The sequence below is a fragment of the Corallococcus sp. bb12-1 genome (genome assembly GCF_026626765.1).
GTDB classification, from domain to species: Bacteria; Myxococcota; Myxococcia; order Myxococcales; family Myxococcaceae; genus Corallococcus; species Corallococcus terminator.
In genome coordinates this window covers 1-14451 of sequence record NZ_JAPNJZ010000012.1, presented here as the reverse complement: position 1 = coordinate 14451, position 14451 = coordinate 1, and the positions used below count along the sequence as shown (strand labels likewise).

Below are 14451 nucleotides of genomic sequence, written 5' to 3'. Positions count from 1 at the left end.
CCTTCAAACCTTCTCGTACCGTTTACCCGGGTGCTGGACCACCAGCCCCGACAATTCCAACTCCACCAGGGCGCTCGTGAGCGCGGCGGGGGACAGCGGACTCTGGGCGAGCACCTCGTCGAAAGACCGGGGAACCCTGTCCAACAGCCCATAAGCCCCGCGCGCTTCCACGGACAGCGCCTCCCACCAACCTCCTTCACGCCCCGGGGGCACCGCCCGGCCGGGATGAACGCCCACCACCGCGCAGATCGCTTCAGCGGACGTGCACGCCCGGGCCCGCCCGTCCGCCAGCAGGGCGTTGCAACCCGCCGCCGCCGGCTGCCAGACATCCCCGGGCAGGGCGAACACCGGACGGCCCTGCGTCCGTGCCGCGTCCGCCGTGTACAGGCTCCCGGATTCCAGCCCGGCCCGCATCACCAGCACCGCATCCGACGCCCCAGCGATGAGTCGGTTGCGCCGGGGGAAGGTCGTCGTGCTCGCCCGGACACCGGGCGGCAGTTCGCTGAAGAACACCCCGCCCCGAGCCAGGAAGTGGGGCAGCAGGCGGGCCTGGGCGGGATCCAACTGGTCCAACGCCGACCCCAGGAAGGCCCACGTTTCCCCTGCCGCGTCCAGGGCGCCCCAGTGGCAGGCCCGGTCCACGCCCTCCGCCGCGCCCGACACCACCCCCACGCCGGCCTCCGCCACCTGCCGGGCGAAGGTGCGCGCGAACGGCAGGAAGCCCTGGTCGGGGTGGCGGCTGCCCACCATCGCCAGCCTCCGCCGGGGAGGTCCAGGCTCACCCAGGTAGAACAGGAGCGGCGGCGCGTCCTCCAGCCCCACCAGTCGGCCGGGATGGGCTGGCGCGCTCGCGAAGGCCACCCGGATGCCCGCGGCGTCACAGGCGGACTCCACCCGCGAGGCCAGGTCGTCCAGCGAAGCGACGGCGGCCAGGCGCTGCCGGACGGGTGCGGGCACCGGAACGTCGGACACCCAGTCCCGAACCGGGGCGGACGCGAGGCGGGACAACTGCCCCCCGGCGAACGCACGCACCGCGTCCAACGTCCGGGGCCCCAGGCCAGGGATGGCCCAGAGCGCCAGGCAGGCGCGGTGTTCTCCGGTGGGTGTGCCCGTGTCGGTCTCTGTCATGCCCGTCCCCCGCCTGTTTCCCACCTATATAGAGGAGGTGGGCCCGGGAGGGGCGTGACACATAACACCGGAACATCGGTGGTCAAGCGGCCCGCCCCTCCAGGGCGGGCCGGAATGCAGCTTTCCTGCCGTTCAGAAGCCCGCGCCTAGCGGCTGGCGGTGGGGGTCCCGGACTTGCGCATGGTGGCGCGGTCGCCCGCGGAGATCTCCACCAGCGAGCGGGTCAGGATGCAGTTGGAGGTGCGCTCACGCACTTCGGTGACCATGCACTGGGCCACGGCCTCCCACGGGTAGACGCGCTGGCCCTTCTTGATCTCGCCCGGCTTCGAGTCGACGCGGCTGAGCACGTCGAGGCTCGGGTCGCCCTTGCGCTCGATGGTGAAGGTGTTGCCGACCTGCACGCCGTCCGCGGTGCCGCGGTCCACGACGATGTAGTGGTGCTCGCCCATCACGGTCTGGCCCGGCGTCATCGGCGTCAGCACGTAGCCGGGGATCTCCTTGGAGTTCGGCTTGGGCGCCACGCGCTCCGACAGCCGCTCGCTGGAGGGGCCCACGTAGTTGCCGCGCTCGATGGGGTCCCAGGTCTCCATGATGCGGGCGGTCACCATCTCGTCGTTGATGGCGGTCACCTGGACCGTGCCCAGCAGCTCCGTGAGGAAGCCCGCCTTGGCGCCCGTGACCGGATGCTTCACCGGCTCCACGGTGTGGAAGATGACGTAGCGATCCCCCACCTTGGCGGCGCCCTTCTTCTTGAAGCGCAGGTAGACCCGCTCCGGAGTCGACAGCATCAGCGCCTCGGAGGGGGAGCCTTCGATGCGGCCCGCCTCGTCCAGCTCGCGCGACGTCACGAAGCCCTTGGTCGTCACCGGCCGGGACGCGGACACGTCGTAGCCGATCTTCCCCACCACCGACACCAGGCTGGCGCCGCTCACGTCCTGGGGCGCCACCACGTCGTCGGAGGGAAGGTCACCCGCCTCCACGCGCGACGGCACTTCCTCGCCGCCGGGGAAGAACTTCACGTTGTTGCCCGGGTAGATCCAGTGCGGGTTGGCGATCTGCGGGTTGTAGGACCAGACCTTGGGCCAGTACCAGGGGCTGCCCAGGTAGCGCTGGGACAAATCCCACAGCGTGTCGCCGCCCTCCACCGTGTGCACCTGACCGGGGGCGCTTTCGCGGCCCTGGGCGGCACCTGGGGGCAGCGTGACGGAGGTGGGGCGCTCCGGGGCTTCGTCGGAGATGTCCTGGCCTTCCGTCTCACTGCTGGCCGGCTGCGGTTCCTCCTCTTGCGCGTCCTGCTGCTGGGCATGGGCCGTCCACGCCGGCGAGATGGCGAGGGGCACGAGCAGGGAGGCGAGGATCCGGGAGCGCATCGGACGACGTCCTTTCACGAAAAGGTCTTACGGCGAGAGCGCGGCGAGCCGCTGCTCCGCCTGCGTGGCGGCGGCCGTCCCCGGGAACTGGGTGACGACGCGAGTATAGAGGGCCCTGGCATCCACGGCCTGATTCAGCCGCACCCGGCACTCCGCGAGCCGGAGCATGCCGTCCAGGATGGCATCCCCAGCGGGGTAGGTCTTGATGAGGCGTTCGAACGTCTTCGCGGCGCTGGCCGTGTCATGGAGGCCCATCTGCCCCAGGCCGGTGAAGTACAGCGCGTTGTCCGCGCGGGGGTGGCGGGGGTTCTCCTCCGCGAAGCGCGTGAGCTGCTCCACGCCCCCGTCCACGTTGCCGGTGCGCAGGAGCGCCACGGCGTGCTCGTACTCGGCTTCGAGGATGGCCGGATCCTTGTCCGGCACCTCCACCCGGCCCGGAGACGCGGTCCCCGACGAACCGTCCGCCGGGCTGATGAACATCTCCATCTGGTCCGGATCCGGCTCCGACACCGCGACCGCCGTGGCGATGCGCGGGGCCGGTTCCTTCTTCGGCTTGAGCCGCACCACCGCAAGCTCCGACGGGGGCAGCCCCAGGCCTTCGTCGGCGGGGGGCGCGTCGGGCTTCTTCGCGGGCGCCGGAGCAGGCGTCGCCGGCGTGGACGCGGCGCGGGCGCGGGCGACGGCGTCACGGTTCTCCAGCCGCTCCAGGCGCTCCACCAGCTTCGCCTGGGTGACGCGCAGCGTGCGCAGCTCCGCCTCCAGCCGCCCCACTTCCGTCTGGGAAGCGGCGGTGGTGGCGCAACCAGTCGGCGCGCACAGCGCCACGACAGCAAACAGGCGGAAGAAGAAGGAGCGCACCGGCACGAGCCTGGACGGAGGAGATTCCGCGTCGAGGATAGGAAGGCCGGTCGGAGACCGTCAAGAAAACGGCCGGTCTGGAACGGGACGCTCGAACTGGTGTAGCACGAAATTGAGGTGCCGGCCCGTGAGCCCCGCGTCCCGGCGGTGGGAGAAGAACCGCTCGCGCTCACACGCCGTACAGGCCTGTAGCACGTCCACGTGTTCCGGCTTCAGGCCCGCCTTGAGCAGCGAGCCCCTCACCGCCCGGGGAAGATCCAGGTGGGGCTTCACGCCTTCGCGCACCACCTCCGGACCGAAGCGCGCCCGGAAGCGCTCCCCCAATTCCGCCGACACCTCGTAGCAGCACGCCTGGATGCAGGGGCCCACCGCCGCCAGCAGGTGCTCCGGCCGCGAACCCTTCGCCACCAGCGCCTCCACCGTGCGCGCGCTGATCTCCAGGTCCGTGCCCTTCCAGCCCGAGTGCACCGCCGCCACCCGGCGCCCCCGCGGATCCACCAGCAGCACCGGCACGCAGTCCGCGGTGCCCACCGCCACCCAGCTGCCCTCCCCTTCGGTCCACAGCGCGTCCGCTTCACCCAGCGTCGGGCGCAGCACGTCTTCGGCTTCGCCCTTCACCTCCAGCACCCGGTCGCCGTGCACCTGCGACACCCGGCCCAGCGCGCCCAGCTTCGCGCCCACCGCCCGGGCCAGCCGCCGGTGGTTCTCCTCCACGCGGGAGCGCTCGTCGCCCACGGAGAACCCCAGGTTCAGCGACGCGTAGGGCCCTTCCGACACCCCACCCTCGCGCGTGGCGAAGCCGTGCGGCACCGGCAACAGCGCGGACGTGAGGAATGCAGGCGCGGACGTGGACGACATGGGGCTTTCCTCGGGCCTTCCGCCCCATGATGGGCGCAGCCCCTGAAAACAGGAACTCGCTGCTAACAGCAGTCCAGCTTCAATATTTCCACGTGAGTACGTTTGACAGGGCGTGTCACCCCCCTGACAATTTCTGGACACTCCTTCCCGCTGCACAGAACGCGCGGGCTTCGGAGACACTGCGTTCCGCACATGGCCCTGGGTTCCGAGACGATTGGCAGGAAGCTCCTCTGGAGCATTGGCCTGCCAGGGTTGGTGGTGGCGTTGCTGGGCGTGTGGCACTTCTCGCGCGAGACGCGGCAGGCCGTGCGCGAAGGCACGCACCTGGAAGCCCTGGCGCTGGCGGAGTTCGTGGCGTCCACGTTCACCCTGCCGCAGGCGCCGGGCGCGGCTCCGCACGGCGCGGTGGCGGAGGTGCTGGCGTCGGACACGCGGCTGTTCCGCTCCGTGGAGGACCTGCGGGTGCTGACGCCGGACGGGCGCATCCGGTGGAGCCGGCGTCCAGCCGAACAGGGCCACCCGCATCCGGAGGCCGCGCGGCTGTCGGCGACGGGGCAGGAGGCGGCGCGCACCATCGACCACGGCACGGAGGTGGTGCGGCCCCTTGGCGGCCCCGAGTGCTCCGGCTGTCACACCGGCGAGGCCGCGCAGCGCATGGGCGCGTTGCAGGTGCGCCTGGGCGAGCCCGCGCTGCACCGCCAGTTGCAGACGATGTTCGGCGACGCGCTGGGGGCGATGGTGCTCTTCGTGGGCATCCTGGCGCTCGTCACGTGGCTGAGCCTGCGCTTCGTCCTCACGCGTCCGCTCAAGCGGCTGAGCGAGGTCATGGGGCGCGCGGAGTCCGGAGACCTGCTGGTGCGCGCGGACGCCCGGGGCACGGATGAGATTTCGCGGCTGGGCGCGGCCTTCAACCAGATGCTCGCGCGGCTCACCTCCATGAAGGTGGAGGAGATCGACACGCACCGCGACCTGGAGCTGGTGAAGGAGAAGCTGGCGCTCAAGGACGAACTGGAGGAGCGCCTGCTGGAGCTGTCGCTGCTCTTCGACGTGGCGCGCTCGCTCAACACCACGCTGGAGCTGGACGAGCTCCTGTCGCGCATCACCCGCATGGTGGTGGAGCGCCTGCACATCCCCGACTTCTCCATCATGCTCCTCAACGAGGACGGCATGCTGGAGGTGAAGCACGCGTGGCCGAAGGGCCGGGGCCTGGAGGGCCACACCTTCGCCGTGGGCGAGGGCGCGTGTGGCCGGGCCGCCCAGACGCGCAAGGCGGTGTACCTGCCGGACCTCACCGACAGCACCAGCATCTTCGCCCGGCGCGGCCTGCGCGGCGGTTCGGAGCAGGGCTCGCTGCTCGCGGTGCCCATGGTGCACGCGGAGACGCTCCTGGGCGTCATCAACTTCCAGCGGCCGGAGACGGCGTGCTTCTCCGCGGAGGAGATCGAGCTCTTCACCGCGGTGGCGGATCAGGCGGCCACTGCGGTGACGAACGCGCGCCTGCACGCGGAGACGGTGAAGCTCACGCTGACGGACGCGCTCACGGGCGTGCCCAACCGGCGCCACCTCTTCCAGCGGTTGGACCTGGAGCTGGCGCGCGCCCAGCGCTTCGGCGTGCCGCTGGCGCTCCTGATGGTGGACGTGGACCACTTCAAGCGGCTCAACGACCTGGCCGGACACCGGGCCGGTGATGAGACGCTGCGCCGGGTCTCCGACGTGCTGCGCACCCGCGCGCGCAAGGTGGACACGCTGGGGCGCTATGGCGGCGAGGAGTTCGTGCTGCTGCTGCCGCAGGTCTCCAAGGCGACGGCGTTCGAGGTCGCGGAGACGCTGCGCCGCGCGGTGGCGGATTCCGGAGCGCTGGGCCGGCCGGGCCTGCCGGGCAACCACGTCACGGTGTCCATTGGCGTCGCGCACTTCCCCACGGACGCGAACTCGCAGGAGACGCTGGTGGATTGCGCGGACTCGGCGCTCTATTGCAGCAAGCGCACGGGCCGCAACCGCGTGACGTGTTTCGAAGCGGGCATGGAGATGCACCCCGGCCGCGAGCGCAGCATCAACGCCCCGCCCTCGGACGCTCCGACGACGCCCCCTGCCCCCTCGGGCATCGCCAAGGCGTGAAGCGGGAAACGGTGCGCGGGACTCAGCGCTGCACGAGCGTGCGCACCACGGGCAGCATCAGGTCCGCCCACTCTTCGTAGCCCACCGCGGACGGGTGGAAGCCGTCCGGGGAGAAGAAGTCAGAGCGCCGGGGGATCATCTCGCGGCTGGCCGTGTACAGGTCCACCAGGTGCAGGCCGTGCGCGCGGGCCACCGTGGCGATGGCTTCGTTGAACGGCTCGATGCGCCCTTCGTACAGCGCGCTCGGCACCAGCTTCGCGATGGGCGCGAGCGCCATGTCGGCCAGGTTCACCACCACCATGGACGCGCCGGTCTGCTTCAGGCGCCGGGCGATGCGGTCCAGGTCGTCCTGGTACTCCGCCACCTCGGTGCCGCGCCAGAGGTCGTTGGTGCCCACGCCCAGGGTGATGAGCGTGGGCTGCAACGCGACGACGCGCTTGAGGGCGTGGGTGACGACGTCGCGCACGCGCGCGCCGCTCTGCCCCAGGTTGGTGTGGCCCACCGGCAGGCCACCCTGTCGGAGGCGGGAGGCGAGCCGGTCGGGATATCCCCCGCCCTGCGCCGCCCCCACCCCCACCGCCGTGCTGTCACCCAGCGAGACGTAGTTGACGCTCATCGCCGCTCGCTCGCCTCAGGGCATCTTCAACGCGCGCAGGAGCCGCCCGCCGCCGGGACCGGCCACGCGCAGCAGCAGGGTGCCGCCCGCGGGCGCGGCGCGGATGACCGCAGCCAGCTCCTTCGCGCTCGCGATGGGCTTGCGGTTCGCCTCCACCACCAACATGCCCGGGGACAGCTGCGCGCGGTCCGCGGGCGAGCCGGGGAGGACGTCGGTGATGAGCGCCCCGGAGCGTTCGGTGAAGCCCGCCTGGGACGCGGTGCGCGCATCCAGGTCCTGCAGGGACACGCCCACGCGGCGCGAGGTGTCCTGCTCCTCGGCGGCCTCGGGCTTCTTCTTGGACAGGCCCTCCAGGTCCGGCCGGGTGCCCATGGTCACCTTCACGTCCTGGGCCTTGCCGTCGCGGTAGAGGCTGAGCGTGGTGACGCTGTTGGGCTTCTTGAGCGCCACCGTGCGGGTGAGCTCGCTGTCGGAGCGGACCTTCTGCCCGTCCACGGCGACGACCACGTCGTCCGCCTTGAGCCCCGCCTTCGCCGCGGGGGAGCCGGGGTTGATCTGCGTGAGGATGGCGCCCTCGTTCACTGGCAGCTTCAGCGCCTGCGCCAAGTCGCGCGTGAGGGGCTGGATGCCCACGCCCAGCCAGCCGCGCGTGACGGAGCCGCTCTTCTCCAACTGCGGCAGGAGCGCCTTGATGAGGTTGCTGGGCACGGAGAAGCCGATGCCCGTGCCGCCGCCGACGATGGCGGTGTTGATGCCCACCACCTCGCCCTTCATGTTGAACAGCGGGCCGCCGGAGTTGCCAGGGTTGATGGCCGCGTCCGTCTGGAGGAAGTCGTCGTACGCGCTGGCGCCAATCTCCCGGGCCCGCGCGGACAGGATGCCCACGCTGACGCTGGACGCGAGGCCGAACGGGTTGCCAATGGCCAGCACCCAGTCGCCCACGCGCACCGCGTCCGAGTCGCCCAGCTTCACGGTGGGCAGCTGATCCACCTTCTCCTTGATCTTCACCACGGCCACGTCGGTGAGCGGGTCGCGCCCCACCACCTCGCCGGTGAACGAACGGCCGTCGTCCAGGCGGATGGTGATGGTGACCGCGTCCGCGATGACGTGGTTGTTGGTGAGCACCAGACCCTTGGGGTCGATGATGAAGCCGGACCCGGCGCCCTGGCGGACCTGCTCCCGCTCACTGCGGCCGCCACCCCGCCCACCGTTTCCGCCGAAGAAGCGGTCGAAGAGCGGGTTGTCCTCCATGCCCTCCGGCATTTCGGGACGGGCCTGCACATCCACGTTCACGACGGCGGACTTCACCGAGTCCACCAGCGGGGCCAGCGAGGCCAGCGACTGGGCCTCGCGCGTGGCGGGTTGGAGGTTGCCGGCCTGCCCGGTGACCGCCGGCTGCGTCCGCGGAGCGGCGGGCTTGGGCGCCGGAGCCTGCGCCAGGGCGAGTGTGGGCGACGCCAGCACCAACACGGCGGTCACGAGCTTGCGACGGAACGGAAGGAGCGTGTGGGTCATGGATTCCTTCAAGCTAAAGCGGAAACGAGTCCCCGCAACCGGAACGACATCGTCCGCTCGCGGGAGGTTAACTCCCGGCCAGCCCGCCTGTTCCCGAAGCGCTCAACCGGGCCGGTACACCCGGTAGTCCAGTTCTGGAAACAGGTTGTCGCGGCCCTCCACATGGGACAGCCACGCTTCATCGACGGTTCCCGCGCGCACCTGGTCGTGCAGGCGCAGGAAGCGCTGCAGGTGCTCCTTCGTCCGGCGCACGGCGTAGTCCACCATGGTGCCGGTCTTCATGATGAAGGCCCAGTCGGAGGACTGCGCCAGCAGCAGCTCGCGCGCGGCCTGGTTCAGCGCCCGGCGCGGCAAGGACGAGGCGTCGGGGAAGTCCCGAGCCAGCGCCACCATCTGCTTCGCGCAGTGGTCCAGGTGCCGGTAGATCCAGTCGTTGCTCCCATCCAGCCACATGTTCGCGTACCCGCCCGCGCCCCAGGACGACAGGGGCGGCGTGGCCACCTGGTTCTCCGGGTGCGCGCGCAGGTCGTCCAGAGGGCTGATGAGGTCGAACTTCCGGGGCTCGCGCGCGGCCTGACGGATGAGTGCTTCGATGAAGTGGGGGCCTTCGAACCACCAGTGACCGAACAGCTCCGCGTCGTAGGGCGCGACGACCACGGGCTTGCGGCCGCCCATGCGCGAGGCGAGGTATTCGAACTGCCGCTCGCGGTTGAAGAGGAAGTTGCCGGCGTGCACGGCCGCGCGCTCGCGGGCCGCGGCCGGATCATAGGGCTGCTTGTCGTTCGTCTTGCCGGTGATGCGGAAGTACTTGAAGCCGGTGTTCTTCCGGTCGCCGGTGGGCTGGATGAAGGGCCGGATGTAGTCCTGGTCCAGGTCCCAGCCGATGTCCCGGTAGAACTCGCGGTACACGGGGTCGCCCGGGTAGCCGTGCTCGGTGCTCCACACCTGCTGGCTGCTCTCCGGGTCGCGCGCGAAGGCGGCGACGCCCGGCTCGGTGAAGATGGGGGCGTAGGGGCCGTGCAGCGGGCGGGGGGTGGCGTCCGTGAGCGCGTGCGTGTCGACGAAGAAATAGCGGATGCGCTCGGCGGAGAGGATGCGCTCCAGGCCCGGGTAGTAGCCGCACTCGGCCAGCCAGATGCCCGCGGGGTCACGGCCGAAGTTCTGCCGGTAGTGGTTCGCCGCCACCGTCACCTGGGCGCGCACGGCCTCGGGCGTCTGCTGCATCAGCGGCAGGAAGCCGTGGGTGGCGTTGCAGGTGAGGATCTCCAGGTGGCCTGCGTCCTGGAGCCTGCGGAACGCGCCGACCAGGTCGCGCCGGTAGTGGTTGTTGTACGCGAGGCGCAGCGAGTCGAAGTGGTCGCGGTGGAAGACGGCCAGCGGATGGAACGTGGCGTCGTGACGGGTGCGGTGCACCTCGCGGGCGCCCAGCTCGCAGAGCAGGTCCAGACGCCGGGCGTAGCGCTCGCGCAGCAGGTCGTCGTTGAGCATCGTGACGAGCGTGGGCGAGAGCGTCATCGTCACCCGGAAGGGGACGCGATCCTCGACCAGCGCGTCGAACACGCGCAGCAGCGGCAGGTACGTCTCGGAGATGGCTTCGTAGAGCCAGTCCTCCTCGAGGAAGTCCTCGTGCTCGGGGTGACGGACGAAGGGGAGATGTGCGTGGAGGACCAGCGCGAGGGAGCCCAGGCTCATAGGTCAGTCGAAGAGGCCGTGCGGGTTCACGAACGTCCACGGCGCGAAGCGCGCCGGGACTTGGAGGTGGAGGACTTGGAGTCCGGAGACGAAGGCTCCGGCGAGCCCTTCCCGAGCGGCTCCGGAGGGGCGGGCTTCGAGGGCGCCGAGGGTTGAGCGGGTGCGGCTTCCGTCCGGGGCGTGGTGGCCTTTGCGGATGGAGCGCTCGGCACCACAGGAGCGGCAGGGGCCTTCGAGGCCACGGGCGTCGCATCCGTCGAAGCAGGGTTACCCGAAGGCGCGGGAGCCGGAGGGGCCTCCCGCGACGCCTCGGCAGCTTCTCTCGCCTTGTCGAGGGCTCGCTGTTCGGACGCGGTCAGACCGCGCGCCACGCTCAAGGACCACGGCTCGCTGGGAGCCCCGGCCTCCGAGGCTCGCGAGGACGCAGGAGCCACCGCCCCTGGAGCACGGGAGTCCGACGCGGAGGAGTCCGCGGGCCGCTTCGCGGCGACCGGCGTCGCAGGCGCGCGCGAGCCATTCCCCACGCCTCGGCCATTCACGGGAAGCGGAGCAGCAGGCCCCTGCGCCGCGGGCGGGCCCGCCGGTGCGCGCGAGTCCTCCAGATAGCGCGCATCCGAAGCCCCGGCCGCGCGAGGCACCGTCAGGTACTGCGGACCCGAAGCGCCCTCCGTGCCCAGGTAGCGTTGCTCCGATGCGCCAGCGGCACGAGGCACCGTCAGGTACCGCTGATCCGAAGCACCCGGCACCCGATCCATGGCCAGATACCGCTGATCCGATGCACCCGCCGCACGAGGCACCGTCAGGTACTGCTGATCCGAAGCCCCGGGCCCCGGCGACACCGTGAGGTAGCGCTGGTCCGAAGCCCCGGGGGCTCGCGGCACGTCGATGTACTTCTGCCCCGACGCGCCCTGCCCTCCAGCACCTTCCACGTAGCGCTGTTCCGAAGCTCCGGCGGCGCGGGAAGAAACCTCCAGGTAGCGATACTCCGACACACCGCCCGGAAGCAGCGTCTGCCCGTAGCGCTGATCCGAAGCGCCCGGCGCGCGATCCACCGACAGGTAGCGCTGATCCGAAGCACCCGGGGCACGCGGAGGCGCCAGGGGTAGGCCCTCACCGGGCGTCGCCTCCGCCCCACGCGCATACCGCTGGTCCGAAGCCCCCGGCGCCCGGGGAACATTCTCAAGGTAGGGCGCCTCCCCATAGCGCTGATCCGAAGCGCCCGGGGCCCGCTCGCGGTGCACCTCCGGCACGTCGCGCACGCCCGCGCTGCCCGGCAGCGTCACCCGGCGCCACGTCACGTACTCGCGCTCCTGCGGCTCCGCGGCACGCGGGGCCACCACCGGCACGGCCTGCTCACGCGCGCGGTTCACGACGGGCGGGGGCGGCATGTGCAGGAACCGGATGGACGTGTCCGAGGACGGTCCCGCCGGCGGCAGCGTCGCCCGGTTCGACGAATGTCCGATGCGGCGCGAACGACCATCCGAGCCGACGAAGTGCGCCTCCACCCGGTACGTGCGGCCGGGGGCCATCTCCCGCAGGTAGAAGCTGCGCGACTCCAACGCGAAGTCCACCTCGCGCGACACACCCTCCCCGTCGAACACCTTCAGCACCGCGCGCGGCGACGGCAGCTCATCCAGGGCCCGCTGCCGGCTGGCATCACTGAAGTCCCAGAGGACGAAGAGCGTGTGCGGATCGCGCGCGAGCAGCACCATCGCGTCGTCCTGGTAGTCCAGGGGCAGCTCGCCCAGGTGCTCCTGCCGCTCGGGCGTCGGGTCCGCGGGGGGCAGGCGCGGCGCCTGCTCCTCCAACAGATGATGGCGGCGCGCTTCGGCCTGCCCCGCGACCTTCGTCACGAAGAACCCCTCCACCAGGGGCTCGGCGGCATGCGGGGGCTCGCTTACGGGCGCAAAGCCCGCTCCGGCGGCGGCCGGGGGCGCGGCGTCCTGCGTCGGCGCGCTCGAAGGACGCGGCGTGGGCGTCTCCGGGAACGAGGGCAGCGTGTCCTCGTCGTCCGGGTCCCGGCGCGACTTGCCACCACGGCCAGGGAACGTCACCACCCGGGCCGGCCGCGTCCGGGGCCCACCACTGGGCTCGGTGATGGGTTCCGAGAAAAGTTCTCGTGCCTGTGCGCCTTCGGCGTCAGCGACCTCCGGAGGCGGCAGGGGAACGGCCCCGGGCTTCGCGCCCTGCACCGGACCAGAATCCGGCGGTCCGGAATCCAGCTTGCGCTCTTCACCGCCCACGTCACCGGAGCCGCGCTGGGACACGCTCAGTCCTGCCAGGCGCGCGAGCCGCCCCAGGGCGGGAACACGCTCGGCCAGCGCGGCGACGAACTCACGCCCTCGGGACGCGCCGGAGCGCTCCCGGAGGTATTTCCGGGCCAGCTCGCGCAGGTAGCTCAAGGTGACGCCCTTCCGCTCATCCATGGACACCCCGCCTCGTTATGTCGCGGCATACAGGGGGTCAACGCATCCGTCACGGGATGTGTTTGTCTGCGGACCCCGTTCTTCTTCCGTCACGACCGATGACACCTTCCCCATGTCCAAGTATCCTGCGACCGCTTGAGTGACCTGCCCAGACTTCTCCTGTGCAGCTTCGACGTCATCCCCGGCCCGTCTGGCTCCTCACGCCGACTGACCGAGTATCTGAAGGCGTTGCCTGACCGCTTCTCCGTGGTGGTGCTGTCGGCGAAGACGCCCGACCACTCCCACATCGAGAAGTACCAGGGCGCACGGCTGCTTCGCGTCCCGGTAGGCTCCGGCGACCTGGCCTCGCGCATCCAATCCTTCGAGCGGGCCGTGCGTCGGCAGCTGGAAAGCGAGGACTACGCCCTCGCCCACTTCACGGACCCCTTCGGCGGCTACGCGCTCTGCGAGCTGAAGGCGGACTACGGCTACCGCCTCATCTATGAGGCGCAGACCTTCCCCTCGCAGGAGCTGCGCTACACCCATCCCCAGACGGACGGGGACCGCCGCTTCCTGTCGAAGATCCGCCGGCAGGAGCTCTTCTGCCTGATGAACGCGGACCTCGTCGTCACGGGCTCCCAGACGACGCGCGGGTACATCCAGGGGCTGGGCGCGGCGGAAGACCAGCTGCGCATGCTGCGCGCGCCCGTGGACCTGAAGCCCTATGACCCGGAGGTGCTCGGCGCCCCGGATGGCACGCCCCTGAGGATGATGTACCTGGGCAGCCACGTCGGCTGGCAGGGCCTGCCCACCCTCCTGAGGGCCACGGCGCTCGCCGCCCAGCAGGTGGACGTGCGCCTGACGCTCGTGGGCGCGCACCATCCGGACTGGAAGCCCCACCTGGACGACCTGGTCAAGGACCTGGGGCTCAAGGAGAAGGTCGACTTCCAGCCGCCCGTCGTCCACGACGACCTCTTCAAGGTGCTGGCCCTGGCGGACGTGGGTGTGCTGCCCCTGGACGACTCGGAGCGCAACCGGGTCCAGGGCGGACCGCTGGCCAAGGTCTCCGAATACATGGCCTCCGGCCGGCCCGTCATCGCCGCGGACCTGCCCGTCACCCGCGAGCTCATCCCCCAGGACGCGGCCGTCTTCTTCCCACCCGGGGACAGCCGCGCGCTCGCCGAGCGCATCGTGGAGCTGGCGCGCGACGTGCCCCGCCGCGTGGCGCTGGGGCGGGCCGGTCGCGAGTACGCGGAGAAGGTGCTGGACGCGGGCCTCATCCGGGGCCAGCTGCTGGACCTCTATGATTCGCTCCTGAAGAACCGCGGAAACCTGCCGGTGGGCGCCGCCAACGAGCCGCCCGACGTCACCATGACGGGCACGCCCACCAACCGGCTCGCGAGCCTGGGCATGCCGGAGGCCTCGAAGCCCGCGCCAGCGCCCAAGCCGGCCGCGAAGCCCGCCGCGCCAGCCGCTCCGTCCGAGGCCGCGGCTCCGGAACCGGCGGCACCCAAGGAAGGCGCCGAGGACCTGCCCCTGGTGATGGGCATGGCCCTGGACGAAGGGATGGACACGCGGCTCGTGAAGACCGAGCCCGACATGCGGCCGGATGAGGTGCCCATGGTGCTGGGCCTGCCGCTGCGTGAGCGCGCGCCGGCCCCGGAGCCTTCGCGAGCCCCTTCACGGACCGAATCGGTGGACAGCGGGAGCGACACCGCCAGGACCACCCTCCCGACCGCACCGGCGAAGGAAGAACCGGAGCCCCTGGGCGGTCACCGGAGTGAGCCGAGCCCTCCGACAGAACTGCTGACGAGCTTCTCCGCCAGGGCGCTCCCCTCCCGGGACGCGCAGCCGGACACCTCCGGCAGGGACGCAGGCACCGCCGACACCG

The 14451-nt window shown here is 71.2% G+C and carries 10 protein-coding genes; 2 read left to right on the top strand and 8 right to left on the bottom strand.

All coding sequences use genetic code 11. The features are described from left to right. Positions 1 to 3: 3 nt before the first annotated feature. From OV208_RS15520 to pgeF, 4 genes are all read right to left on the bottom strand, one after another. Positions 4 to 1128 carry a DNA-processing protein DprA gene (locus OV208_RS15520; protein WP_267574620.1) on the bottom strand — a complete coding sequence of 375 codons (1125 nt, stop codon included), beginning with the start codon at positions 1126 to 1128 and terminating at the stop codon, positions 4 to 6. Positions 1129 to 1274: 146 nt separating this feature from the next. Further along, positions 1275 to 2498, bottom strand: a complete 1224-nt coding sequence (locus tag OV208_RS15515; RefSeq protein WP_267574619.1) for a LysM peptidoglycan-binding domain-containing protein — start codon at positions 2496 to 2498, stop codon at positions 1275 to 1277. Positions 2499 to 2525: 27 nt separating this feature from the next. Then, positions 2526 to 3362, bottom strand: a complete 837-nt coding sequence (locus OV208_RS15510; protein ID WP_267574618.1) for a tetratricopeptide repeat protein — start codon at positions 3360 to 3362, stop codon at positions 2526 to 2528. 54 nt (positions 3363 to 3416) lie between these two features. After that, positions 3417 to 4214: a peptidoglycan editing factor PgeF gene (gene pgeF, locus OV208_RS15505; protein ID WP_267574617.1), complete on the bottom strand. Its 798-nt coding sequence runs from the start codon at positions 4212 to 4214 to the stop codon at positions 3417 to 3419. 192 nt (positions 4215 to 4406) lie between these two features. Between pgeF and OV208_RS15500 the strand changes: the two genes are divergently transcribed. Further along, entirely contained in the window at positions 4407 to 6332 is a 1926-nt protein-coding gene (locus tag OV208_RS15500) for a diguanylate cyclase (RefSeq protein ID WP_267574616.1), read from the top strand. A 22-nt stretch (positions 6333 to 6354) separates the two neighbouring features. Here the strand turns inward: OV208_RS15500 and OV208_RS15495 are convergent, their stop codons facing one another. The 4 genes from OV208_RS15495 to OV208_RS15480 all read right to left on the bottom strand — a co-directional run bounded on the left by OV208_RS15495 (position 6355) and on the right by OV208_RS15480 (position 12581). Then, a complete protein-coding gene (locus tag OV208_RS15495; RefSeq protein ID WP_267574615.1) occupies positions 6355 to 6948 on the bottom strand; it encodes an SGNH/GDSL hydrolase family protein in 594 nt (197 codons plus the stop codon). A gap of 15 nt (positions 6949 to 6963) precedes the next feature. Beyond that, positions 6964 to 8463 carry a trypsin-like peptidase domain-containing protein gene (locus OV208_RS15490; protein ID WP_267574614.1) on the bottom strand — a complete coding sequence of 500 codons (1500 nt, stop codon included), beginning with the start codon at positions 8461 to 8463 and terminating at the stop codon, positions 6964 to 6966. 102 nt (positions 8464 to 8565) lie between these two features. Further along, positions 8566 to 10155, bottom strand: a complete 1590-nt coding sequence (locus tag OV208_RS15485; protein ID WP_267574613.1) for a glycoside hydrolase family 57 protein — start codon at positions 10153 to 10155, stop codon at positions 8566 to 8568. Positions 10156 to 10181: 26 nt separating this feature from the next. Further along, a complete protein-coding gene (locus OV208_RS15480) occupies positions 10182 to 12581 on the bottom strand; it encodes a DUF4912 domain-containing protein (RefSeq protein WP_267574612.1) in 2400 nt (799 codons plus the stop codon). Between the two features lie 228 nt (positions 12582 to 12809). On the opposite strand from OV208_RS15480, the gene OV208_RS15475 reads away from it, so the two are divergent. Further along, the coding region (locus tag OV208_RS15475) for a glycosyltransferase family 4 protein (RefSeq protein ID WP_267574845.1) at positions 12810 to 14451 on the top strand (1642 nt) is incomplete at its 3' end.